General features: G+C 69.7%; 28 protein-coding genes. 16 read left to right on the top strand and 12 right to left on the bottom strand.

Going from position 1 to position 23729, the window contains the following annotated elements; all coding sequences use genetic code 11:
* Positions 1–30: 30 nt before the first annotated feature.
* From K6T25_RS06520 to K6T25_RS06530, 3 genes are all read right to left on the bottom strand, one after another.
* Positions 31–897: a CheF family chemotaxis protein gene (locus K6T25_RS06520; RefSeq protein ID WP_222917434.1), complete on the bottom strand. Its 867-nt coding sequence runs from the start codon at positions 895–897 to the stop codon at positions 31–33.
* 125 nt (positions 898–1022) lie between these two features.
* The gene (locus tag K6T25_RS06525; protein ID WP_222917435.1) at positions 1023–2222 is read right to left on the bottom strand and encodes a cation:proton antiporter; all 1200 of its coding nucleotides are present in this window, start codon (positions 2220–2222) and stop codon (positions 1023–1025) included.
* On the bottom strand, positions 2222–2764 hold the full coding sequence (locus tag K6T25_RS06530) for a cation:proton antiporter regulatory subunit (RefSeq protein ID WP_222917436.1): 543 nt from the start codon (positions 2762–2764) through the stop codon (positions 2222–2224). The genes K6T25_RS06525 and K6T25_RS06530 overlap by 1 nt, the downstream gene beginning before the upstream one ends.
* 148 nt (positions 2765–2912) lie before the next feature.
* Between K6T25_RS06530 and hisA the strand changes: the two genes are divergently transcribed.
* Positions 2913–3635: a 1-(5-phosphoribosyl)-5-[(5-phosphoribosylamino)methylideneamino]imidazole-4-carboxamide isomerase gene (gene hisA, locus K6T25_RS06535; RefSeq protein ID WP_222917437.1), complete on the top strand. Its 723-nt coding sequence runs from the start codon at positions 2913–2915 to the stop codon at positions 3633–3635.
* A 9-nt stretch (positions 3636–3644) separates the two neighbouring features.
* Here the strand turns inward: hisA and K6T25_RS06540 are convergent, their stop codons facing one another.
* Complete coding sequence (locus K6T25_RS06540; protein WP_222917438.1) at positions 3645–3797, bottom strand: hypothetical protein; 153 nt, start codon at positions 3795–3797, stop codon at positions 3645–3647.
* A 240-nt stretch (positions 3798–4037) separates the two neighbouring features.
* Between K6T25_RS06540 and hisB the strand changes: the two genes are divergently transcribed.
* Positions 4038–4628, top strand: coding sequence for an imidazoleglycerol-phosphate dehydratase HisB (gene hisB / locus K6T25_RS06545; protein ID WP_222917439.1), 591 nt, complete (start codon positions 4038–4040; stop codon positions 4626–4628).
* A gap of 30 nt (positions 4629–4658) precedes the next feature.
* Here the strand turns inward: hisB and K6T25_RS06550 are convergent, their stop codons facing one another.
* Positions 4659–5321 (bottom strand): hypothetical protein, encoded by a 663-nt coding sequence (locus K6T25_RS06550; RefSeq protein ID WP_222917441.1) that lies wholly within the window; start codon positions 5319–5321, stop codon positions 4659–4661.
* Between the two features lie 327 nt (positions 5322–5648).
* Here K6T25_RS06550 and trpY point away from each other — a divergent pair, with 327 nt between their 5' ends.
* From trpY to K6T25_RS06575, 5 genes are all read left to right on the top strand, one after another.
* Positions 5649–6149: a TrpY family transcription regulator gene (gene trpY / locus K6T25_RS06555; protein WP_222917443.1), complete on the top strand. Its 501-nt coding sequence runs from the start codon at positions 5649–5651 to the stop codon at positions 6147–6149.
* Positions 6150–6191: 42 nt separating this feature from the next.
* Positions 6192–6695, top strand: a complete 504-nt coding sequence (locus K6T25_RS06560) for a hypothetical protein (RefSeq protein WP_222917445.1) — start codon at positions 6192–6194, stop codon at positions 6693–6695.
* Positions 6696–6725: 30 nt separating this feature from the next.
* A complete protein-coding gene (locus K6T25_RS06565; RefSeq protein WP_222917447.1) occupies positions 6726–7361 on the top strand; it encodes an IMPACT family protein in 636 nt (211 codons plus the stop codon).
* An 84-nt stretch (positions 7362–7445) separates the two neighbouring features.
* Positions 7446–9488: a S9 family peptidase gene (locus K6T25_RS06570; protein ID WP_222917449.1), complete on the top strand. Its 2043-nt coding sequence runs from the start codon at positions 7446–7448 to the stop codon at positions 9486–9488.
* 82 nt (positions 9489–9570) lie between these two features.
* Positions 9571–9747: a hypothetical protein gene (locus K6T25_RS06575; RefSeq protein WP_222917451.1), complete on the top strand. Its 177-nt coding sequence runs from the start codon at positions 9571–9573 to the stop codon at positions 9745–9747.
* Between the two features lie 9 nt (positions 9748–9756).
* On the opposite strand, the gene K6T25_RS06580 is transcribed toward K6T25_RS06575, so the two are convergent.
* The 3 genes from K6T25_RS06580 to mdh all read right to left on the bottom strand — a co-directional run bounded on the left by K6T25_RS06580 (position 9757) and on the right by mdh (position 12032).
* Positions 9757–9960: a DUF7569 family protein gene (locus tag K6T25_RS06580; RefSeq protein ID WP_222917453.1), complete on the bottom strand. Its 204-nt coding sequence runs from the start codon at positions 9958–9960 to the stop codon at positions 9757–9759.
* Between the two features lie 191 nt (positions 9961–10151).
* Complete coding sequence (locus K6T25_RS06585; protein WP_222917455.1) at positions 10152–11036, bottom strand: NAD-dependent epimerase/dehydratase family protein; 885 nt, start codon at positions 11034–11036, stop codon at positions 10152–10154.
* Between the two features lie 81 nt (positions 11037–11117).
* Complete coding sequence (gene mdh, locus K6T25_RS06590) at positions 11118–12032, bottom strand: malate dehydrogenase (RefSeq protein ID WP_222917457.1); 915 nt, start codon at positions 12030–12032, stop codon at positions 11118–11120.
* A 189-nt stretch (positions 12033–12221) separates the two neighbouring features.
* On the opposite strand from mdh, the gene upp reads away from it, so the two are divergent.
* The gene (upp, locus tag K6T25_RS06595; RefSeq protein WP_222917459.1) at positions 12222–12899 is read left to right on the top strand and encodes a uracil phosphoribosyltransferase; all 678 of its coding nucleotides are present in this window, start codon (positions 12222–12224) and stop codon (positions 12897–12899) included.
* Positions 12900–13083: 184 nt separating this feature from the next.
* On the opposite strand, the gene K6T25_RS06600 is transcribed toward upp, so the two are convergent.
* Positions 13084–14817 (bottom strand): excinuclease ABC subunit C, encoded by a 1734-nt coding sequence (locus tag K6T25_RS06600; protein ID WP_222917462.1) that lies wholly within the window; start codon positions 14815–14817, stop codon positions 13084–13086.
* 173 nt (positions 14818–14990) lie between these two features.
* Here K6T25_RS06600 and K6T25_RS06605 point away from each other — a divergent pair, with 173 nt between their 5' ends.
* A complete protein-coding gene (locus tag K6T25_RS06605) occupies positions 14991–16748 on the top strand; it encodes a methyl-accepting chemotaxis protein (RefSeq protein ID WP_222917463.1) in 1758 nt (585 codons plus the stop codon).
* 109 nt (positions 16749–16857) lie between these two features.
* The gene (locus K6T25_RS06610) at positions 16858–17109 is read left to right on the top strand and encodes a DUF7967 family protein (RefSeq protein ID WP_222917464.1); all 252 of its coding nucleotides are present in this window, start codon (positions 16858–16860) and stop codon (positions 17107–17109) included.
* Positions 17110–17190: 81 nt separating this feature from the next.
* Here K6T25_RS06610 and K6T25_RS06615 read toward each other — a convergent pair whose 3' ends face one another.
* Positions 17191–17343 carry a DUF7556 family protein gene (locus K6T25_RS06615; RefSeq protein WP_222918101.1) on the bottom strand — a complete coding sequence of 51 codons (153 nt, stop codon included), beginning with the start codon at positions 17341–17343 and terminating at the stop codon, positions 17191–17193.
* Positions 17344–17573: 230 nt separating this feature from the next.
* On the opposite strand from K6T25_RS06615, the gene K6T25_RS06620 reads away from it, so the two are divergent.
* Genes K6T25_RS06620 through K6T25_RS06630 form a run of 3 tightly spaced genes read left to right on the top strand, consistent with a single transcriptional unit; the run spans position 17574 to position 20911 of the window.
* A complete protein-coding gene (locus K6T25_RS06620; RefSeq protein WP_222917465.1) occupies positions 17574–18428 on the top strand; it encodes a CBS domain-containing protein in 855 nt (284 codons plus the stop codon).
* A gap of 1 nt (position 18429) precedes the next feature.
* Positions 18430–20271: a glycine--tRNA ligase gene (gene glyS / locus K6T25_RS06625; protein WP_222917466.1), complete on the top strand. Its 1842-nt coding sequence runs from the start codon at positions 18430–18432 to the stop codon at positions 20269–20271.
* A 7-nt stretch (positions 20272–20278) separates the two neighbouring features.
* Entirely contained in the window at positions 20279–20911 is a 633-nt protein-coding gene (locus K6T25_RS06630; RefSeq protein ID WP_222917467.1) for a diacylglycerol/polyprenol kinase family protein, read from the top strand.
* A gap of 55 nt (positions 20912–20966) precedes the next feature.
* Here the strand turns inward: K6T25_RS06630 and K6T25_RS06635 are convergent, their stop codons facing one another.
* Positions 20967–21146 (bottom strand): DUF8107 family protein, encoded by a 180-nt coding sequence (locus K6T25_RS06635; protein ID WP_222917468.1) that lies wholly within the window; start codon positions 21144–21146, stop codon positions 20967–20969.
* A 52-nt stretch (positions 21147–21198) separates the two neighbouring features.
* Here K6T25_RS06635 and K6T25_RS06640 point away from each other — a divergent pair, with 52 nt between their 5' ends.
* The 3 genes from K6T25_RS06640 to K6T25_RS06650 all read left to right on the top strand — a co-directional run bounded on the left by K6T25_RS06640 (position 21199) and on the right by K6T25_RS06650 (position 22323).
* Positions 21199–21522, top strand: a complete 324-nt coding sequence (locus tag K6T25_RS06640) for a hypothetical protein (protein WP_222917470.1) — start codon at positions 21199–21201, stop codon at positions 21520–21522.
* A gap of 71 nt (positions 21523–21593) precedes the next feature.
* Entirely contained in the window at positions 21594–21998 is a 405-nt protein-coding gene (locus K6T25_RS06645; protein ID WP_222917472.1) for an SRPBCC family protein, read from the top strand.
* A 100-nt stretch (positions 21999–22098) separates the two neighbouring features.
* Complete coding sequence (locus tag K6T25_RS06650) at positions 22099–22323, top strand: zinc-ribbon domain-containing protein (RefSeq protein WP_222917474.1); 225 nt, start codon at positions 22099–22101, stop codon at positions 22321–22323.
* 3 nt (positions 22324–22326) lie between these two features.
* On the opposite strand, the gene K6T25_RS06655 is transcribed toward K6T25_RS06650, so the two are convergent.
* Positions 22327–23619 (bottom strand): CobW family GTP-binding protein, encoded by a 1293-nt coding sequence (locus K6T25_RS06655; RefSeq protein ID WP_222917476.1) that lies wholly within the window; start codon positions 23617–23619, stop codon positions 22327–22329.
* Positions 23620–23729: the final 110 nt, after the last annotated feature.

Raw genomic sequence — 23729 nt, forward strand, 5'->3', positions numbered from 1 at the left:
GCGCGGGTGTGTGTCAACCGCACACGTCCGTCAGGTGTTCACGCTCTCGATCCGTTGGCCGACGATGACCCGGCCCTTGGCGGTGAGTTTCGTCCCCTCGTCGGTGTCGACGAGCAGCTCCTCGTCGATGAGACCGTTGAGGAGCATGGTGAGCCGCTGGGGCTCGATGTCGACAACCTTCGACAGCGAGACGCTCGGTCCGGCCGAGTAGGCGGCCACGAGCACTTCCGTCTCCTCCTCGCCCAACTCGACGTCCTCCAGCTCCTCCTTCACGTCGGCGTAGCGCAGGCGGATGTACCGCCCGAGAATGTTCGTGAGCCGCCCGGAGCTCATGCCGACCTGCGAGGTGACGGCGGTGCCGCCCTCGATGTGCCGGAAGGAGATGACGGGGTGTGTGCCGTTGCCGAGGTCGCGTTGGCTGCGCTCGACCGAGACGACGCCGCGCAGGTCGACCGTGAACGGCTCGGGACAGCCCTCGAACGAGAGCGCGCCCTGGGTCACGTCGAGGCGGGCCGTGTGCGTCTCCGTCTCGACGACGCGCCCGCCGACCTTCGCCGGATGCCGAACCAGCGCCTTCGTCCCGTTGAGCAGCACCTTGAACAGCACCGTCGCGAAGCGGTCGATGTTGGTGTCGTTCCCCTCGATCGCCGCGACGCCGCGGGTATCGTCCGTGCGGTAGGCGACGGTGACGGTGTCGTTGAAGTAGCCGGCCATCTCCGGCGGCACCTGTCCCACCTTCACGTCGAACACCGACGACAGCGGGATCGTCTCCTTGTAGCCGTCGGCCGCGAGCACGAGCCGTCGCCGACTCAGGATGATCCGACCCGTCGGCGGGTCGCCCTCGATCCCGGGCGCGAAGAACCGACCGACGAAGTCGGCGACGACCGTCTCGCTCATAGCTTTCGACAGTGAGGCGGTCGACTTGACGGTTTCGCACCCGTGGTCAGCGGTGAAAACCGGGACGGTCCGGCGACACGCGCGGTCCGGACGGCGATCGGGGCGCCGTCCGTGACAGCGCCGGATCAACCGTCCGTCACGCCGACCAGCCGCTCGATCCGGTCGGCCTCGCTCATCGCGAGCGTGCCCGCGAACGACATCACGAGCACGTAGCCGACTGCGAACGCCGGGATCAGTCGGGCGATCGTCGGGTCCGGCGAGGTCGCCGCCAGCGCGGCGATGATGAGCGAGAACTCCCCGCGCGGCACCAGCGCGAGCCCGGTCCGCAGCGAGCGCCGCGGCGAGAGGCCGTACAGCCGGCCGGCGATCCCGCCGCTGACGACCTTCGCCGGCCCCGACAGTGCCGCCGCCACCAGCACGAACGCGGCGACGCCCGCGACGGCGACGGGGTCGGTGTTGAGCCCGACCCACGCGAAGAACACGACCGCGAACGCGTCCCGCAGCGGCGCGATCCGGTCGGCGACGCGGTCGTGCAGCGGGGTGGCGCCGACACCGACGCCGACGAAGAAGCCCGCGACCGCCTCGCTGGCGCCGACCGACAGCGCCAGCCCGGAGATCACGAGCGCGACCGCGAGCGTCCGGACGACGAGGTCCTCGTCGCTCGTGCCCAGGTAGGGGGCGAGCCACGGCGCGAGGAACTGGGCGGCGAGCGCCAGCGCGATCAGGAAGCCCAGCGCGACGGCGATCCGCGGGAGCGCGTCGACGGGCGAACCGCCGGCGACGAGCGCGACCGCCAGCGCGAGGTAGACCGCGATGACGAGGTCCTCGGCGACAAGGACGCCGAGCACCGGCTCGGCCTCGGGGTCGGCGATCCACCCGAGGTCGACCAGCGACTTGGTGATCACCGCCGACGAGGAGATGTACACGATCCCCCCGACGAGGAACGCCCCGAGCGGGCCGAGCCCGAACAGGAGGCCGAGGACGACGCCGACGGGGAAGTTCACGAACAGGTCGACGGCGGCGGCCGTCGAGAGCTTCTTCCGGGCGGCGATCAGCCGGTCGATGCTGAACTCCAGTCCGAGGAAGAACAGGAGAAGGACGACCCCGACCTCCGCGAGCGTGAGTACCTCCGCGGGCGCGATCGACGGGAGCCCGACGGCGCCGGCGACGTGCGGGCCGACGAGCACCCCGCCGAGGACGTACAGCGGGACCGTCGGGATCCCGACACGCCGGCCGGCCGCGGCGACGAGCGTCGCGGCCGCGATCAGGACACCGAGCGCGAGCAGACCGTGAAGCTCACCGGCGGCGGTCGAGCCCGCCGCCATCAGTTCCCGCCGTCGCCGGATCCGTCGACCACGTCGCCGTCGACCCCGTTCCCGCCGCCGGAGTCGATGAACGTGGCTTGGAAGGAATCGACCTCCGAGCGCGAGCCGATGACGACGACGGTGTCGCCGGCGCGCACGCCCGCCCCGGGGTCGGGATTCGGCGTCACCTCGTCGCCGTGTTCGACCGCGATGATCGACGCGCCCGTGCGCCGGCGGACGTCGGCCGCCTCGATCGTCTCGCCCGCGAGTTCGGAGTTCTCGGGCACCTCGTACCACTCGATGAGCGCGTCGTCACCGAGGACCGTGTCGATGTTCTCGGTGGCGACCGGCTGGAAGTACGCCCCCTCCAGCACGGTCCCGACGGTGCGCGCGAGCCCGTCCGAGAGTTCGAACAGCTTCTCGGCGTCGCTGGCCTCGTCGACCCGTCGGAACACCTCGCGTTTACCGGTGTTGTGCGTGACGACGACGAGTCGCTCGTCGCCGTCCAACTCGATCTCGTGTTTCTTCCCGACTCCCGGGAGGTCGGACTCGTAGACCGTCATGCGTGGGTGAGTCGTGCGGGCGGTCGGCGCATAAACACGGCGACGGGGGGACGCGACGCACGGATAGCAGAGGGGTCCGCCCCGGCCCCCGGCGTCCAGAGTCGCCGGTGACGAACGACTTACCAGCCGCCCCGACGCAGGCCATCGCATGACTCACTTCCCGGAGTTCGAGGTGATCCCCGCCGTCGACATGCAGGAGGGCGAGGTCGTCCAGTTGGTGCAGGGCGAGCGCGGCACCGCCACCCGCTACGGCGACCCCGTCGAGGCGGCCCGACGCTGGATCGACGAGGGCGCCCGGACGCTCCACCTGGTCGACCTCGACGGCGCCTTCGAGGGCGAGCGCGTCAACGCCGCCGCCGTCGACGCCGTCCTCGACGCGGTGGACGTGCCCGTCCAGCTCGGCGGCGGGATCCGCACCGCCGACGGCGCGCTCGATCTCCTCGGTCGCGGCGTCGACCGCGTCATCCTCGGCACCGCCGCCGTCGAGAACCCCGACATCGTCGCGGATATCTCCGAGAAGCACCCCGGGAGCGTGATGGTGAGCCTCGACGCGAAGGACGGGGAGGTCGTCGTCTCCGGGTGGACGGAAGGAACTGGCCTCGATCCGGCGGAGGCCGCCGGCCGCTACGAGGACCTCGGCGCGGGCGCGATCCTGTTCACCGACGTGGACGTTGAGGGACAGCTGGAGGGCATCAACCGCGAGAGCGTCGAGCGCGTCGTCGACGCCGTCGACATCCCGGTCGTCGCCTCCGGCGGCGTGACGACGCTCGACGACGTTCGCGCGCTGCGCGAGGCCGGCGCCGCGGCCGTCGTCGTCGGCACCGCGCTGTACGAGGGTCGGTTCACCCTCGCGGAGGCGCAGTCGACCTGAGACGACGGCTCAGTCCCCGAGTCGTCGCGACGCGTACGCGACCGCCAGCACCGTCGCGGCCGCCATCAGAACCAGCCCGACCACGAGCCCCGCGTCCGTCGCCGACGACAGCGAGACGGAGCCCCCGGCGAACACGATCGCTGCCGGGAGTGCTTCGTCCATGTATGTTGTTGTCGTTTCACATGGATCGACTTGAATCCCCGTCGAACAGCCGTCAGACGACCGCCAGACGGATGCCGGGTGAGCAGCAGGCCGACGCCGGGCGAGCAGTAGCCGGGCAGCAGGCGGGCGGTGGACGACTGCGAGACGGCACGGCAGTGACAGCGGAGCCGAGGGCGCACGTCCGGCACGGCGACCGACGAAGCCGGAACCGTCTTGGCCGGCGCCGCCGAGGCCTCGGGCATGAGCGACCGCACGGCGGCCGTCAGTCGGGAGACGGCCGAGACGGAGATCGACCTCACGCTCGCGATCGACGGCGACGGCGACGGCGAGATCGACACCGGCGTCGGCTTCTTCGACCACATGCTGACCGCCTTCGCGAAGCACGGACTGTTCGATCTGACCGTCCGCTGCGACGGCGACACCCACATCGACGACCACCACACCGTCGAGGACGTGGGGATCGCCCTCGGCGAGGCGTTCGCGGAGGCGCTGGGCGACAAGCGGGGCATCCGCCGCTACGCGGACCGGCGCGTGCCGCTCGACGAGGCGGTCGCGGGCGTCGTCGTCGACGTGAGCGGCCGGCCGTACGTCGAGTTCTCCGGCGAGTTCTCGCAGGCGGCGGTGGGCGAGTTGACCAGCGACATGGCACGGCACTTCGCGTACTCGCTGGCGATGAACGCCGGGGTGACGCTGCACGCCGAGATCGAGACCGGCGTCAACGCCCACCACGAGGTCGAGGCGCTGTTCAAGGCGCTCGCGCGAGCGCTGGACGACGCGACCCGCCTCGACGACCGCCGCAGCGACACGCCAAGCACCAAAGGTGATCTCTGAGCCGGACGGACAGCGGACTCGCCGAGTCCGCTATGCCTTCAGCAACTGGCCGTTCTCCTCGACGAGGACCCCCCGCTCGATCGCGTAGTCGAAGATCTCCCGTACGTCCTCGTCCTCGAGGTCGTAGGCGCCGGCCGCGAACTGGGCCACCTCGGCCCGGTCGACGGGGAACTCGCGGTTGTTGAGGAATCGCATCACTTTCCGGAAGTCGGCCGGTTCCTCCCGGGACGGCTCCGTCGCGCCCGGATCGTCGGTCGGGTCGGTGTCGACCGCCGCAGCGTCCCCCATGGCGTCTTTCGTGGCGTCTTCCGCGGCGCCTTTCGTGGCGTCTTTCGTAGTGCTCTCGCCGTTCGGCGTCCCCGGCTTCGAGTTCGACTTCTCGGGGGCCGTCACGCTCCCCGCGATGTCGAGCGCGATCCCCGAGTCGTCGGCGTCGTCGTCGCCGTCACTGTCCGCGCCCGCCGCGGACGACGAGTGGTCGGCCGCGTCCGCGGCGAACGAGTGGTCGTCGCCCGCACCGTCGGCGCCGAGGCGATCGAGGAGGGGAGCCAACACGTCGTCGAGCGTCTCCCGACAGGAGCCACAGAGGACGACGCGCACCTGTTCGTCGGGGGATGGGTCGAGATCCGCCGGGAGGACCTCGTAGGCGCCGGCTGCCGTCCCCCCGCAGAAGTCGCAGTCGAGTTCGCGCATGTGCGGAGCGTGGGTGGGGGCCGACAAGGGCGTTGTGGGCGCGGTCGAACGAAGTGAGACCGCGAAAGCGAACGGCGAGCAGCGCGAGCCATGAGCAGGGCGAGGCTGACCGAAGGGAAGCCTCGAAAGCGAACGGCGAGCAGCGCGAGCCATGAGCAGGGCGAGGCTGACCGAAGGGAAGCCTCGAAAGCGAACGGCGAGCAGCGCGAACCGTGAGCAGGGCGTGGCCGAGCGAAGCGAGGCCACGATGACGAGCGGGGAGTGAAACGACGTTCGATCGCCCAACACCGAACAGTTATGCCCGTCGCTGGGCGATGATGGACAACGATGTTCGACGAGATCCTGGGGAAGTTCGAGGGGTCGCCGGGGCAGCAGGCGGTGGTCAGGCTCCTGCTCGCGCGGGGGTTCTCCGTCAACGAGGAGGGCCGCGTCGTCTCCGGCGGGATCGAGATCCCCGACACCGGGATCGCCCGCGAGGCGGGCGTCGACCGCCGGGTCGTCGACGCGACGACGACTGCGATCCGCGAGGACGGGGAGCTACGCCGGATCTTCGCCAACATCACCTCGGTGCCGAGCCTAATGGACCTGGCGCCGGTGCTCGGGCTCACCGTGCTCACCGTCGAGGTCGGCGATCCGGACGCCGCCGGCATCGTCGCCGAGATCACGGGGCTGCTCGCCGACGCCGGCCTCTCGCTGCGACAGGTGCTCTCCGACGACCCCGAGTTCGCGGACGAGCCGAAGCTGTATCTCATCACCGACGAGGAGCTTCCGGGCGACCTCCTCGTGTCGATCCGCGAGCTGGAGTACGTCCGAAGCGTCGAGTTCTGAGGAACCGACGGCGCTTTCACTGCGACCCGCCGAGGTCGGTGCATGGACGACCGAACCGCGAGCCTCCTGCGCGTGCTCGGCGTACAGGCGGCGCTCGTCTCGGCGGCGATCCATCTGGTCGAGGGGCTCCCGCGGCTGTTCGTCTACCTCCCGATACTGTCGTTCCGGGACCCACGACCGTACCTGTTCGTCCCCTCGGCGCTGCTGCTCGTCGTGCTCGCGACCCTCGTGGTCCGCGGGTCACACAACCGGCGCCTCTACTCGCTGAGCGCCGGCGTGTTGCTCACCTACTCCGCCGGGTACGCCTGGTGGCACCTCACCGATCACGGCGGCCTCCTCCCGAGTCACGACGTGAGCGACCCGGTCGGCGAGATCGCCGCGCACCTCGCGAGCGATCCGATCGCGCTGGTTTCGGTCGTCGCGCAGGCCGTCGGCGCGGCAGTGTTCCTGACGCTGTTCGTCGCCGACCCGCGAGCGGCCGGAACCGCCGACGGGAGTCCGGACGTCGATGCCGTCGCCGGGGACGACCGCGCCGGCGACGAGTAACCCTTTCACCCGGCGTCGGTAAGAGTCGCCATGGAGACCCCCAACACGTACCGCACCGCCGCCGGCCGCGCGTCCGCGGAGTTCACGGTGCAGGGGTCACGGTTCATCGGCCACCTCGCGCCCGCGGACACCGTCGACGCGGCGGAGGCGTTCGTCGACGAGGTGCGCGCTGAGTTCGACGACGCCACCCACAACGTCCCCGCGTACCGCGTCCCCGCGGGCGACGGCGGCCCGTCCACGGCGCCCGGTGAGGTGATGCTCCGTGAGTACGCGAACGACGACGGCGAGCCGACCGGCTCCGCGGGCAAGCCGGCGCTGAACGTGCTCGAACAGCAGGAGATCCGCAACGTCGTCGCGGTCGTCACGCGCTACTACGGCGGGACGAACCTCGGCGTCGGCGGGCTCGCACGGGCCTACTCCCGCGCGGTGAAGGAGGGGCTGGACGCCGCCGGCGTCGTCGAGGAAGCGCCCCACGAGCGGGTCGCCGCCACCGTCGCGTACGACGACTCCGGCACCGTCCGCGGCATCCTCGAGTCGGCGGGCGTCGAGTTCGACGCCGACTACGACGCCGAAGTCGCCTTCGAGGCGCGCGTGCCCGTCGCCGATGCGCCGGAACTGCGGGATCGACTCCGCTCGGCGACGAGCGGCCGCGTCGACATCGAGTAGCCGAACACCCCACAGCGCACGCTCGGAAGCCGCCGTCCGTTCCGGGTTCCGAACGTACTTTGCGCGCGGCTCCGAGGCCGCGGTATGGACCATGTTCAGGCGAGCGACGTCCACGACATCGCCAAGCCGAGCGACCCACGGGTCGCGCCGGACGGCGAACACGTCGCGTTCGTTCGGAGCGTCCCCGACGACGACGAGTCCTACGAGTCGACGGTGTACGTTGCGCCGACCGACGGCGACGACGATCCCCGACGGCTGACGCTGGAGGAGGGAACCGACGCGGAGCCCCGGTTCTCGCCGTCCGGAGACAGACTCGCGTTCACCTCGACGCGTGGAAAGGACGACGACACCCAGCAGCTGTGGCTGCTCCCGCTCGGGAGCCCCGGCGGCGAGGCCGAGCGGGTGACGGACGTGGTCGGCGGCGTCAGTTCACTCGCGTGGAGTCCCGACGGGACTCGGATCGCGTTCCTCCAGTCCGTCACCGAGGAGGACCGCGAGGAGGAACGGGACATGACGGTTCCCGAGGAGTACGAGCCGGAAGAGCCGGACCCGCGGGTCGTCGATCGGACCGTCTACCGCACCGGCACGGAGTACTTCGACGGGAGGCGGCCGCAGGTGTACGTGCTCGACGTGGAGTCGGGCGACCTCACGCGCGTCACCGACGGCGACCACGATCACGCGGGGCCGACCTGGGGTGACGACGAGACGCTGTACTTCACGGCACAGAAGGCCGGCGAGGACCCGGACGACAACTACCAGATCGACATCGTCGCCTGCGACATCGAGTCGGGCGAGACCGAGGACGTCCACCGGACGACGGGGTGGGGCGCGTCGCTCGCGGCCACGGAGGACCACCGGATCGCCTACACCTACACCGAGGCCGAGCAGGCAAGCATCCAGCCGACCGAACTCCACGTGTACGACCGCGCGGCCGACGAGACGTACGACCTCACCGCAGAGCTCGACCGCGGGCTGGGCTACGAGGCGGCCCCGCAGTGGGGCCCCGACGAGGAGCGCGTGTTCTTCACGACGCCCGACGAGGGTGCGACGAGCCTCTGGTCGGCCCCCGGCGACGCGAGCGAGTCGCCCGAACGCGAGTACCGCGGGGGTTCGGTCAACGGCGCACACGTCGCCGACGGCGTGACCGCGATCACGAAAAGCGAGTGGGATCATCCCGGCGATCTGTTCGTGCTCGATGGATCCGAGGAGCGCAGACTGAGCCGTCTGAACGACGGGTACCTCGACTCAGTCGCCGTCTCGGAGCCGGAACCGATCGCGTTCGAGTCCGAGCAGGGGCCCGTGGAAGGGTGGGTGCTGACGCCGCCGGGGTTCAGTGAGGACGAGACGTATCCGCTCGCGGTGGAGGTCCACGGCGGTCCACACGCGATGTGGACGACGAGCGGAACGATGTGGCACGAGTTCCAGACGCTCGCGGCGCGCGGCTACGTCGTCTTCTGGTCGAACCCGCGCGGGTCGAGCGGCTTCGGGGAGGAGTTCATGCAGGCCATCGAGCGCGACTGGGGCGACGTGACCCTCACCGACGTGATGGCCGGCGTCGAGGAAGTCGCGGACAGGGAGTACATCGACGAGACGAACGCCTTCCTCACCGGCGGCTCCTTCGGCGGCTACATGACCTCGTGGGCCGTCGGACAGACCGACTACTTCCGCGCGGCCGTCTCCCAGCGCGGTGTGTACGACTTCGCCGGGTTCTACGGCTCCACCGACGGGGCGTACAAGCTGGTCGAGGGAGACTACGACACGACGCCGTGGGAGGAACCCGAGTATCTCTGGGAGCACTCGCCCGTCGCGTACGCGAACGAGGTCGACACGCCGACGCTGCTGATCCACTCGGATCGAGACTACCGAACGCCGGACAACACGGCGGAACTGTACCACCGCATCCTGCGCAAGGGTGGCGTCGACACGCGGCTGGTCCGATACCCGCGCGAGGGCCACGAACTGTCGCGCTCGGGCGAGCCGGCGCATATCGTCGACCGGATCGAGCGCATCGTCCGGTGGTTCGACGGCTACTCCGAGCATCACGACGCCGAGCGCGCGCTCGACCGTCCCGAGGGCGACGGACTGAGTGCGGGCGCGGACGACGAGAGCGACGACAGCGGGGAGTGAACGACCGACGCGTCGAGCGCGGTGGCTACCGGCCCGCACAACTGCCGTCCGCTTTTGCGGCCGGTCGTTGTAGCCATCGGTGATGACCGATGCTGTCGATTGCGCGTACTGCGGCTGCGACGTGACCGTCCACGACCCGGTGTACGTCCGCGAGAATGGCTCGGAAGGAGCGGTTCCGTACTGCAACTACGGCTGTCTGTCGGCGCACATCGAGGAGGAGGGACTCGCGGTCGGAACGACCTGTTCGATCGATGGGTGACGACCCGCCTCAGTCGACGATGATGTCGTTGTCCTCGTCGATCGTCACGTCCGGCTCGGACTGCAGCTGTTGCTCGTAGCGGTCGATCCAGTCGGCGAAGCAGCCCGGGCACAGGCGCTGCTCGTCGACCGTCGAGCGGTCGACCGAGAGCCGGATCGTCCGGGCGAGCGCGTCCTCCACCGACGACCCGCACGCGTCACAGGAATCGGCCATATCTTCGGCTGTGCGAGCCAGCGATTTAGTCGTTGCCTCGATGTGTCGAGGAAGCGACGGCTGCGGAGGGGCTGACAGGCGGCGCGATCGCATCGTGACGGGAGTGCCGCGCACCCGCGAACCCGCCACGGCCGGGGTCAGGTCACGACACGACTGGTCCCGCCATCGGATATGAACCCTCGCCTCGCCCGCTAGCTCCACAGTTCGGGCGCCGACACGTCCTCCTCGCGCGCGGTTCGCCACTCGTGCTCCGGACTCCAGCCGAACAGTTCGGCCGCCCTCGCCGTCGACAGCGCCGACTGCTCTCCATCGAGTTCGCACGCGTCGGGGAGTCCCCCGAAGTGGTCCTCGACCGCCTCGGCGGTCGACCGGCCGAGGTAGTTGTCTGCGGCGGCGGCGTGGACCGCCTCGTGGCCCCTGGGCGGGTCAGCGACCGCGCGAGCGACGAGGGAAGCGACGTCCCGCACGTCGACGTAGGACCAGCAGTTGCCCGCGCCGTCGGCGAGCGCGTCGAAATCCCGGCAGGCGTACTCACCCGGATACTGGATCCACGACGGACGGATCGACGTGACCGGGACGCCGTCGCGGCGGTGGACCATGTCCGCGATCTCCTCGGCGACGACTTTCCCGGTTCCGTACGGGTCCTCGGGCCGCATCGGGTGGTCCTCGGTGATCGGGAGCTCCTCCGGAAGGGGCGTCTCCTCGGCGAACGCGAGGCCGTAGGCGCTCTCGCTGGACGCCTGCACGACGGTCGCGCCCGCGCGGCCGGCGGCGACGAGGACGTTGTACGCGCCGGCGACGTTGTCCTGAAAGACGCGACTCCCCGTGTAGCGCGTCGGCGACGGATGTGAGCCCCAGTGGACGACCGCGTCGGGGTCGACCTCGCCGACGAGGTCGAGCGTCTCGCCGGCGTCGGTGAGGTCGACGGCGCGGAAGTCGACGTTCTCGCGTGGAGTCACCTCGTAGCCGGGGTGGTCGAGATCGACGCAGACGACCTCGTGGTCGTCGGCGAGCCGGTCGACTATCCAGCGGCCCGAGCGTCCGAGACCGCCGGTGACGACGACTGTGGAGCCCATACGCTCGCAATCGGGAGCCGGCGTGAAAAACGAGGGCGATCAGGCGGACGCGACCGCGCGTCGGAGTCGGGGCGGTCGCAGTTACGCGATCTCGTCGTACTGGTCCGCGAGCTTTTCGGCCGCCTCGTCCATGAGGTCGACCTCGTAGTCGTCCAGCTCCCACTCGACGACTGCCTCGACGCCGTCGGATCCGAGCTTCACCGGGACGCCGAAGGCGGTGTCCTCGTGGCCGAACTCGCCCTCCAGCGCGACCGAGCCGGGGAGCACCTCGCCGGTGTCGCGGACGACCGCCTCGACCATGTGGGCGACGCCGGTCGCCGGACCCCACTCTGTCGCGCCCTTGCGCGAGATGACGTCCATCGCCGACTCCTGCAGGTCGCCGAGGATCTCCTCCTTCTCGTCGGCGGTGAACTCGGGGTCGGCCCCGTCGACGCGGACCTTCGAGAACACGGGCACCTGTGCGTCGCCGTGCTCGCCGAGGATCGTCGCCTCGACGTTCGTCACGGGCGCGTCGAAGCGCTCGGAGAGGACGTACCGGAAGCGCGCGGAGTCGAGGCGACCGCCGAAGCCGATCACCTTCTCCCGGGCGCGCTCGCCGCTCTCGTACAGGTGGCGGTTGAGCAGGTCCACGGGGTTCGACGTGGTGATCGACACGAAGTCGTCGTTGTACTCGCGCAGGGACTCGCCGATGTCCTCCATGATGGGCGCGTTGTCGCCCGCCAGATCGATCCGGGTCTGGCCCTCCTTTCGCGGGATGCCCGCGGTGATGACGACGACGTCGGACCCCTCGGTGGCCTCGTAGCCGCCCTGCCGGATCCGCGTGTTGGAGTCGTACGCGACTCCGTGGTTGGTGTCGGCCGCCTGGCCGATCGTCGTCTCTTCCATGTCCGGGATGTCGACGAACACGAGTTCGTCCGCGATGTCCCGGAGCGCGATGTTGTACCCCGCTGCGGCGCCCACGGTTCCCGCCGCGCCGATCACGCTGACTTTCGTCATATCACGTACACAGCCGGCCGAGTCGCCGGTAAACGTTTCGAAACCGACGATCTCGGCGGCGAACGACGTAGATCGATTCGACGATCGACGATATCTCGACGCCACGATCCCGGGATCCACGCGACACTCGGACACGAGACGCGCGAGCCAACGGGATTATGAGCGCCCGCACAGCTACCTTCGACAACGATGGCCATCGAGGACCGAGGGGACGCACACCTCATCACGCACGCGCTGGCGAAGGACACGCTGTCGCGGCTGCGCGACGTGGAGACGGAACAGGTCGCGTTCCGCAAGGGGCTGGTGAAGCTGGGCCGTATCTGCGGCTACGAGATCATCGACGGCGCGATGGAGACGGAGTTCGTCTCGATCGAGACGCCGATGGCCGAGACGACCGGCGAGCGCGTGAAGGGGCTCGACAACGTCGTGATCATCAACGTCCTCCGGGCCGCGACGCCGTTCGTCGAGGGACTGCTGAAGGCGTTCCCGCGGGCCAAACAGGGCGTCATCTCCGCCGGTCGCAACGAGGAGGCCGGCATGGGCCCGGACGGTACCTTCCCCATCGAGATCGACTACACGAAGCTGCCCGACATCACCGAGGAGGACACCGTCATCGTCGCCGACCCGATGCTCGCGACGGGGTCGACCATGTGCGCCGTCCTCGATCACGTGCTCGGGGACAACCCCGAGCCGGAGGACCTGTTCGTCCTCTCGGCGGTCTCCGCGCCCGACGGGCTCACCCGCGTTGCCGAGGCGGCGCCCCAAGCGGATCTCCTCACCGTCGCCATCGACGAGGAACTCAACGACGAGGGGTTCATCGTCCCCGGCCTCGGCGACGCCGGCGACCGCGCGTTCCGGACGCAGTAGCGTCGGCTCCGGGGTCGGCGACGCCGTAGCTCGGTCCGGCCGAACCTTCTTGTGCGAAACCGGGACCATCCCGTCGCGTGACGTAGCGGCAGCCGGCGAGGACCTGGGCGGGTGTGCGGTCCCCCTTCGCCGACCGCAGGACGATCGGACCGCCTGTCAGCCACAACGGAACGACCAGCCGCGCTTACAGCCGCTCCTGCAGCGCACGCACCGTCCGCTCGCCGACGCCGGGCACGTCGAGCAGATCGGACTCGCCGGCCGCGCGGACGTTCTCGACGGAGCCGAAGCGGCGGAGGAGTCGACGCCGCGTCTCGGGTCCGATGCCGGGGACGTCGTCGAGGACCGTCGAGACGTCGTCCCGGAGCGTCTGGTGATACTGAACGGCGAAGCGGTGGGCCTCGTCGCGCACGCGCTGAAGGAGGTGAAGATGAGGGGCGTCGTCGTCCCAGCGGTGCACCCTGTCGGGGGTGATCACCAACTCCTCCTCCTTGGCGAGTGCCACGACCGGAATCTCCCAGCCGACCGCCGCGAGCGCGTCGCGGGCGGCGCCGAGTTGCCCGTCGCCGCCGTCGACGAGCAGCAGATCCGGGTCCGGGCGGTCGTCGCGCCCCTCGGCGCCGCGGCGGGCACGCCACGTCACCAACTCGTGCATGTTCGCGTAGTCGTCGTTGCGGTCGGTGAGCTTCTTCCGGCGGTAGTCTTCGGTCTGGGCGCTCCCGCCGATGAAGCACACGTTCGAGCCGACGACCTGCTTCCCCTGCGCGTGGCTCACGTCGAACCCCTCGATGCGCTCGGGGCGATCGATCCCGAGCGCGTCGGCCAGCGCCGACAGTTCGTCGCGGCGCGCCGGGCCGCTGCGGGCGTTCTTCAGCGCGAGGTCGACGAGCGTCGCCTCTCGACCCGCGCCGGGGACGCGGACGGCGACGCCCTCGGTCTCGAGCCACGCGAGGACGTCCTCGTCGGCGGGACGCTCCGAGAGCAGGACCGCGTCGGGAAACTCTCGCTCCGCGTAGTACTGCACGAGGAACGCCGACAACACTTCGGCGACCCGATCCTCGGCCTCCGGGGTGGCCAGCGAGTGGCGGGACCGGTCAACGAGTTGACCGCGATCGCTGTGCAGACGGGCGACGACTGCGGACTCGCCCTCGACGGCCGCGCCGAGCACGTCGACCACGCGCTCGTCGGAGCGGCCGGCGACGGCCTCCTCGCCCCCGCCGTGGAACGCCTCGACGACGTCGAGGCGATCGCGGATATTCGCCGCGCGTTCGAACTCCTGCGCCTGTGCGGCCGCCTCCATCTCGCGGCGCAGTGGGTCGGCGAGCGCGCCGGTCTCTCCCTCGAAAAACCGGACCGCGGATTCGACGTCCTCGCGGTAGGACGTCCCGTCGATCTCGCCGGTACACGGCGCGGAGCACAGCCCCATCTCGTAGTCGAGACACGGCCGATCGCGGCCCTCGTACTTGTGATCCGAGCAGCCGCGCAGCCCGTACGTCTCACGGATCGCCTTGATCACGGTGTCGATGCGGCCCTTGTCGGTGAACGGGCCGAAGACGGTGGCCGCCTCGTCGGGGTCACGCGTCGCCTCGATCCGTGGGATCGCATGAGCCGTGAGTTGGACCAGCGGGTACGACTTGTCGTCTTTGAGGCGGACGTTGAAGCGAGGGGTGAGCCGCTTGATCAGGTTCGCCTCCAGCAGCAACGCCTGCGTTTCCGTGTCGGTGACCGCGAAATCGAGCGCGTCCGCGCGATCGACCATCCGTCGGACCCGAGCGGACCGCGGGTCGGCGTACGACGGTACCCGGTCGCGAAGGTCGACCGCCTTTCCCACGTAGAGGACGGTGTCGCCGTCGAGGAACTGATAGATCCCCGGCTCACGCGGGAGATCTGCCGCACGCTCGCGGACACCGCTGGCGTCCATCGCGGAGACGTGAGGGCTCCGCGCGTTTGAGGCTGACGCGTCGGCGGCGAGCGACGCCGGCGTCGAGGATCTCTCCCGACGGAGTACGGCTCGGACCGTAGCGGGGACAACTAAAGTATCAGTTCTGAATTCCGGACGACAACCATTAAACCGAGTTCGAAGAGCCTAATCGTATGTCACTACTCGTCCGCTTCCGGGAGTGGATCGCGGGGACGAATCAGGAGGAGCCGGTGGCCGACGGCGGTGTCACGGTTCAAGCCGACGCCGAACCGGTCCCGTCGCCGGAAGAAGACGACGACGAACTGAACATCGACGACGACCTGTTGCTCGACGGGATGGGGACACCCGTCTTCATGCTCGATGCGGACGGAGAGATCACCGCCTGGAATTCGGCGATCGAGGACCTGACGGGCGCGAGCGCCGAGGAAGCCGTCGGCCACGAACACGCAAGCGAGATGTTCTACCCCGACGGTCGCCGGGCGCAGACGCTCGCCGACAAGGTACTCGAACACCCCAAATCGGTTCACGAGGAGTTTGGCGTCGACCTCGAGGACGAGTCGATGTACCTGTACGCCGACACCAGCGTGATGACCGATCAACACGGCGTCGACCGCGACATCTACTTCACGGCGATGCCGCTGTACGAGGACGGCGAGCTGGTCGCCGTCGTCGAGACGGTTCGCGATCGAACGGACCAGATCCAGCGGCAGAAGGCGGTCGAGGGGCTCGTCGACGAACTCGGCGCGACGATGGGATCACTGACCGAGGGGAACCTCGGCGCGCGGGCGTCGTTCGAGGACGAGAACGACTGCCTCGACGACCGGCTGCTCGACGTTATCGGCGAGTTCAACGAGATGGCGGACGCCTTCCAGAAGACCGCCGCAGGCGTCGACGAAGGGACCGTCCGGCTGGAAGACTCCGTCGAGGAGGCCGTCGACGCCGCCGAGGAGATCGCCGAGAACGTCGGCGAGCAGAACGAACTGCTCTCGGAGGGGGTCTCGGAGATGCAGACGTTCTCCGCGTCGATGGAGGAGGTCGCCGCGACCGCCGAGGAGGTCGACACGGCCGCCGAACAGGCACGCGACGCCGCGACCGGGGGCCTCGACGCCAGCGAGGACGCCCGCGAGGCGACCGAAGAGGTGACCGAGATCGGCGATGAGCTGGTTACCTCCGTCACGGATCTCGGCGACCGGATGGACGACATCGAGACCGTCGTCGGGGTCATCTCCGACGTGGCCGAGCAGACGAACCTGCTGGCGCTCAACGCCAACATCGAGGCCGCCCGCGCGGGCAAGGACGGCGACGGGTTCGCGGTCGTCGCGGAGGAAGTGAAGACGCTCGCCGACGAGACCCGCCAGCACACCGAAGAGATCACCAGCAACATCGAGGAGCTACAGAGTCAGACCGACTCGACGGTCGTCGCCGCCGAGCAGAGCCACCAACAGATCGACCACGCGGCCGACCAGATAGACGACGTGTTGGAGGCGTTCGAGGACATCGCGTCGTCGATCGACCAGGCGGCGGACGGCATCGCCGAGGTGTCGCGCGCGACCGACGACCAGGCGGCCACCGTCGAGGAACTCACCGCGACCATCGAGGAGGTCCGCGAGCGGTCGAACGAGACCGAACACGCGGCCGACCGCATCGTCGCCGCGACCGACGACCAGAGCGAGGCGATCGCGGAGCTGTCCCGGCGCGTCGCCGAGCTCCGGGGAGAAAACGCCGAGAGCGCCGACTTCCGTGCCGACGGCGGACGCTCGACCGACAACACCAGCGGGTCGATCCGGCCCGGAAACACGGAGTCCGAGTTCCGGACTGACGGCGGCGTCACCATCGACGCGCCCGCGAACGAGCGCGCAGACGAACCCGACGGGGCCGAGGCCGACGAGTCCGGAACCGACGACTACGGCGGCTTCGAGTTCGGAAACTGAGCGACGCCGTCTCGAGGCCGCAACGCGACGGCAGTTCGACGGCTGTCAACCGCACGATCGACGGTCACGATCCCCGTAGCCTTTCTCGTCCGCGGCCGAACCGGGGCGCATGCGCCTCTGGCTCGTCTCCCGCGAGTACGACACCCGACAGACGGTGACGCTTACCTACGCGAGCGTCGACGGCCGACGCTCGTACACCCGGCAAGCGTCGATCGAGTTGCTCCAGCGGAAGCCGATCACCGCCGCGATCGACCGCGACGAGGCCGATACCGAGCCCGTCGCCGACGCCGAGCGGCGCGACCGCTACGCCGCGGAGGCCGAGCGAATGGCCGCGGATCACGACCCGGACGACGATATCTGACGGCGCCGTCGCTGGTGTAACTGGAGTGTCGTTGCGACAAAACCGACCGATACACAGCGTAGGGGCCACGATCTCCCGACGTCAACACCAGTTCTCGAGCACCGGGGCGTCCGCCTCGCCGACGGAGAGCCACGCGTCGTCGCATTCGAGGTCCGCGATGACGAACTCCGCGGAGCTCTCGTCGACCGACGCCATCACCTCACCGGGCTCTTGCCCCGTGTGTCTCGTTGCCATATGCATATCTCTCACATACGCACTGATAAACTCGTCGGATTGATAGCAATTCACAGGGTCACCACGCAGTGCCCGACGTCGCGGTGATGCCGTGCCGACGGCGAACTGACGCCGCAGTGACCCCGCATCGGCGCCGTGTGCGACACCGACTGCGACGACTGCTGAGCCGGCGGGCGAGTGGGCACCACACCTTCGTATGATACAAGAGGCGTCGGGGCGCACTGCGGGGTATGAACGTAGCAGACGCGATGACGCCGCGGGCAGACCTCATCACGGTGTCGCTCCCCGGCAGTCGCGACGACGTCCTAACGTACCTCCAAGAGTACCGCTTCTCGTCGGTTCCGGTCGTGAAAGGCGAGGGCGACGAGGAGGTGTATCGCGGTCTCGTCTCCCGGGACGACCTCATCGACAAGCCCGACGAGGATCAGCTCGCGCTGTTGATGCGCGAGACCCCGACGGTCACCCCGGAGACGAACCTCCGCGACGCCGCCCAGGTGATGCTCGGCGGCAGTCGCCGGGTGCCCGTCGTCGAGGAGGACAACGGCGACACGCTGACCGGCATCGTCACCGTCACGGACATCGTCGCCGCGATCGCTCGCGGCAAGGTCGACACCGACGCCACCTGCGGCGACATCGCCGGTACCGACGTGAACACCGTGTACACCGGCACGCCGCTGACGGTGGCCGAGCGCCAACTGTTCTTCGCGAACGTCCCGTACGCGATCGTGCTGGGCGACGACAGTGACATGACCGGCATGCTCACCGAGGTCGACGTGCTCGACGTCGCCCGCGTCGTCGAGGGCGAGGACGACACCGGCGACTCCATCGCCGACCAGGACGACGACTGGAAGTGGGAGGGCATCAAGGCTATCGGCGCCGCGTACGTGCCCACGCGGAACGTCGAGATCCCCGCCGAGCCGGTCTCGGGGTTCATGACCGAGGACGTGATCACCGTCTCGCGCCGGCGGAGCGTCACCGAGGCCGCCCAGGAGATGATCACGGAGGACATCGAGCAGATCCCGCTGCAGGCGGGCGGCGAACTCGTCGGTATCGTCCGGGACGTACACCTGCTGGAGGCGCTGTAGGATGGTCACACAGGAGGACGTGATCGAACTGGCGAAGCGTCGAGGCTTCTTCTTCGGCGCCAACGGCGCCTACGGCGGCGTCGCCGGCTTCTACACGTACGGCCCGAACGGCGCGGCGGTGAAGGACAACCTCGAGTCCGCCTGGCGCGACCGCTTCACCGTCCGCCAGGGCAACATGGAGATCGAGGCGCCGACGATCGTGCCGGAGGCCGTCTTCGAGGCGTCGGGCCACCTCGACGGCTTCGACGACATGCTCGTGGAGTGTCCCGAGTGCGGCGAGTCCAGCCGCGCCGACCACCTCATCGAGGACAACACGAGCATCGAGGAGGCCGAATCGCTGCCGATCTCGGAAGTCGAGATGATCGTCCGGGATCACGATCTGCGGTGCCCCTCGTGTGACGCGCCGCTGGGCGGCGAACCCGTCGAGGAGTTCAACCTCATGTTCGAGACGAGCATCGGCCCCGGCTCGGGCCAACCCGGCTACATGCGCCCGGAGACGGCGCAGGGCATCTTCGTGGAGTTCCCGCGGCTGAAGGAGTACGCCCGCAACCGCCTCCCGTTCGGCGTCACCCAGATCGGCCCCGCCTACCGCAACGAGATCAGCCCACGGAAGGGTATCATCCGCGTGCGCGAGTTCACGCAGGCCGAACTGGAGACGTTCATCGACCCCGAGGAGGACAAGCCGCCCCTGCACGAGGTCGAGGACGTGGAAGTGACGTTGTATCCGGCAGACGAACAGGAGGCGAGCGAGGCGCAGAGCGTCTCGGAAGCGAGCGGCGAAGCCGCGAGCACGGACGGCGAGGCGTACACCACGACCGTCGGCGAGGCCGTCGACGAGGGCGTCATCGGTTCCGAGTGGGTCGGCTACTACCTCGGCGTCGCGCAGGAGTGGTACGAGCGCGTCGGCGTCGACATGGACCGCTTCCGCTTCCGCCAGCACCTCCCCGGCGAACTCGCCCACTACGCCGCGGACTGCTGGGACGCCGAATCGGAAGTCGGCGGCGACTGGATCGAGATCACCGGCTTCGCGTACCGCTCGGATTACGACCTCACAAAGCACGCCGAGCATTCCGGCGAGTCGTTCACCGTGTTCAAGCAGTACGACGAGCCCAAGACGGTGGAGCGCGCGGCCGTCGACCCCGACATGGCGACGCTCGGCCCCGAGTTCGGCGGCGACGCCGGCGCGGTCGCGGACGCCCTGCAGACCCTGGCCGAGCGCGACCCCGACGCCTTCGACGCCGACGCGGTCGAAGTCGAGGTCGACGGAGCGACCCACACGGTCGACACGGACGTGGCGAACTTCTCGGTCGAGGAGGTGACCGAGAACGGCGAGCACATCACCCCGCACGTCGTCGAGCCGTCGTTCGGTATCGACCGCATCGTCTACACGGTGATCGAGCACGCCTACCGGGCCGACGAGGTCGACGGCGAGGAGCGCGCCTACCTGGCATTGGATCCGGAGATGGCCGCGACCGACGCCGCCGTCTTCCCGCTCGTCTCCAACGACGATCAGTTACTCGACCTGGCAGACGACGTGACCGACGACCTCCGCGCGGCGGGCCTCTCCGTCGAGTACGACGACTCGGGCTCGATCGGCCGGCGCTACCGCCGGCAGGACGAGGTCGGCACGCCGTTCTGTGTCACCGTCGACCGCGACGGTCTCGAGGGCGACGGCCCCGACACCGTCACCGTCCGCGAGCGCGACTCCGCGCGACAGGTCCGCGTGGCCGTGAGCGAGGTCGCCGACGAGATCGCGCGCCTCCTCGACCCCGAAGAAGATCGGGCGTTCGACGCGCTCGCGGAGTCGCACGACGAGATCGAGACGGACGTCGAGACGGCCTGAGACGCCGATGGGGGAGCTGAAGCGGCGGGCGGTTCACGTCTCCGGGACCGGGTTTCCGGTGATCTACCTGCTCGGGCTCGTCACCTGGCGACAGCTCCAGGCGCTGCTCGTGGCCGCCACGGTCGGCGTGTTCGTGCTGGAGTTCCTCCGGCTCGTCGTCGAGATCGATTACGGCCCGCTCAACCGCGTGTACGACGAACTGACGCGGGAGTACGAGGCCGACAACGTCGCCGGCTACGCGCTGTTCATGGTCGGGGCGACCCTGGCGGCGCTGGCGTTCGCGCCCCCGTACGGGCCCGATGTCGTCGCGTTCGAGCCGCCGCTGGCGGTGTCGGCGGTCCTCATGCTCTCGGTGGGCGACCCGATATCGGGATACCTCGGGAGCAACGACGCGACGACCGCCAAGGAGGTGGGCGTGCTCGCGGTCATGTTTCTCGTGTGCTTCGCGCTGGCGGTTCCCGTGACCGTCCCCCACGCGGGGACGGTCGTCGGCGTCGCCGCCGCGGCCGCGGGCGCGCTCGGCGCGACCGTCGCAGACGGCCTGAAGCCGGTGATCCGCGGCTACGTGGTCGACGACAACCTCACGATCCCGCCCGCGGCGGGGGCGGCGATGACCGCGGTGTTCCTCCTCGTCGCGTAGGTGCGTTCGGCGGCGTTGCCGCCCTCCTCACCCGCTCCGGTCGCACGACCATCCGCTACCGTAACACGATCAGGTACGTCAGCAGGAACACGATGAGCCCGAAGCCGGCGACGGTTCGGAGGGTGAACGACGCGAGATCGAGGTACGAGAATCCCCACACCACCACCGACGCGAACGCGGCCGAGAGGACGAGATTCATCGCGAACAGCACGCGCGGGTCGCCGTCGGATGCCATGCGATGGGGTGTGGGGACCACCTACTTGGCTCCCGCGGTCGTAGACGATCGCGTGCCGCTCCGAAACCGCGCGGGCGACCCGGTCGACCCGGTGCCGTTCCTCGTCGTCGCCAGCCTCGCGTTCCTGCTGGTGTTCTCGACGGGGCCGATCTACCTGCAGGCGCTGTTCGGCGTCGGCCTCGCGACGGCACTTGCCGGGTCGACGGGCGTCTTCCTCGTCGTGACCGCCGCCGCGTACCACCGGTTCGTCCGGACCGACAGGCCGGAGCTCCGCGGGGAGGTCCCCGTCGAGGGACGGTATCGACGGCTGTGGTACGGCGCCGTCGCGCTCGCGCTCCTCCTCGCGCTGCTGTCGCTCCCGTTCATGGAGCTTTGAACGCCCGCGATGTCGCGGTCGCCCGCCGCCGATCCCCGCGGACTTTTGTCGGACGGCCGCACAGGCCGGGTATGCGCGAGGTCGATGCCGAGCGATTCGTCGGCGCCACGCCCGCGACGCTCCGGCGACTGCTCTCGCCGGCCGCGCTCGTCGAGTACGAGGGGAGCTTCACGGCGCGAGGGACCGCCGAAGCGGGCGACGCCACGGTCGTCACCGTCGCCGGCGGCGGCCTGGAGTTCGACCTCCGGGTGACCGAGACGGACGACGGCTGGCACTACGAGCAGGTCGGCGACCGGGGGCCGTTCGACGCGATGGAGACCGAGGTGACGGTCGAGCCGGCGAACGAGGGGAGTCGGGTTCGGGCGGTCTCGCGCGTCTCGCTGGGACTGCCGCTCCCCCTCGTCGACCGGATCGCCGGCTGGAAGCGCCGCGGGGAGCTCCGTCGGCTGCTCGACGCCGTCGCCGACGACGCCTGAGGCGGTCGATCGGCGCGAACTCGGTCGGCTCGGGACGGTCGTGTGTCACGGCCGGGAAGCCGCGCCGGGGTTTATGAGCGAGTCAACGAGTACCACACGTATGGGACTGCTCGGCACGCTCACGGAGACGCTGAAAGCCTCGACGGAGTCGCCCAACCGCGGCGGCGATCAGACGGCGGAGTCGGAGGGCGCGTACTGGTGTCACGACTGCGACGAGCGCCTGATCGATCTCGACGTCGAGGGCGAGGATCCTCCGTCGTGCCCGGAGTGTGGCGACGGGATGGAGTTCGAACGCTCGCCCGGATCGACCGGCTGCGCCTGCTGACGGCTACGACAGCGAGACGACCGCGTCGTCGCCGTCATCGTCGTCGGACGCGGTCGGAACCCACGATCCGGCGTCCCCGTCGATCCCTCCCACGATCTCGTCGTCCGTGATCAGACAGGCGTCCAGTCCCGCACGGACCGCCGACTCGTCGAGGGCGACGCCGATGACGACCAGCTCGGTGTGCCGGTCGCCCCACTCGTCGTCCCAGTCGGCGTCGCCCCGGCGGTTCGCACGATACAGCTCCCGGTCGGCCTCGTCCATCGCGGCCACCCACGGGCCGACCGCCTCCGCCCGAACCGAGGGGCCGGCCTGACTGTAGTTCAGTCGCTGGTCGCTGCCGGCGACGTGGAGCGTTCCCTTCGAGCGGACGACCGACTCGGGGAGGTCCGAGAGGAACTCGGCGAGTCGGTCGGGGTGGAACGGTCGGCGCTCCCGGTAGACGAAGGAGGTGACGCCGTACACCTCGTCCGGGTGGGCGTGATCGTGGCCCCCGTGGCCGTGCTCGTGAGCGCCGCGATCCCCGTGGTCATCGCCGTGAGCGCGGTCGTGCCTCTCCTCTCGGTGCTCGTACAGGTCCACGTCGAGAATCCGGTCCAGCGGCGCCGCCGAGTGCTCGGTGGGGACGACCTCGGCGCCGGGGCGAAGCGCGCGCACCAGCTCCTCGGCCTCCGTGATCTCGGCCTCGTCACACAGGTCCGCCTTGTTGAGGAGGACCACGTCGGCGCCCTCGACCTGTTCGACGAGGAGATCCGAGAGCGGGCGACGCCCCGCGTCGTCGTCATCGGCGGCGCCGTCGGCCTCGTGGGCGGCGCCGCCGCGTCGCTCGGGCGTCCCCTCGCCGGCGAACGCGTCGAGGAACTGCGGGGTGTCGAGCACCGTGACGACCGCGTCCATCCGGTAGCGCGCGGCCGCCGGGCCGTTGATGAACTGCCGCGCGACCGGGCCGGGCTCGCTGATCCCCGAGGGCTCGACGACGAGGTGGTCGAACTCCTTGCCGTCGGCGAGCTGCACGACCGCGCGCTCCAGATCGTCGCGCAGCTCACAGCAGATACAGCCGTTCGACAGTTCGGCGACGCCGACCGCCGGGAGGTCGTCCGAGGAGAGCAGGTCGTAGTCGACGTTCACCGCGCCCACGTCGTTGACGAGCACGGCGATGTCCCTGTCGCCCGCGTTCGACAGCAGGTGGTTCACGAGCGTCGTCTTCCCCGCGCCGAGGCTCCCCGAGAGGACGGTTACGGGGACGGCGTCGGGATCGCTCTGGCCTGGGCCGCCGCCGAGTCCGCGTCCGGGCGTCATGAGTCGTCCTAACGCCGGGGTGTGTGGTACTTGTGCTCGTTGGTCCCGGCGACGGCGCGAGTCGCCGGCGACCGGACGCGCCGACAACCCCGACACGGCGTCCCGCGCCG

Source organism: Halobaculum rubrum (genome assembly GCF_019880225.1).
Lineage (GTDB): Archaea > Halobacteriota > Halobacteria > Halobacteriales > Haloferacaceae > Halobaculum > Halobaculum rubrum.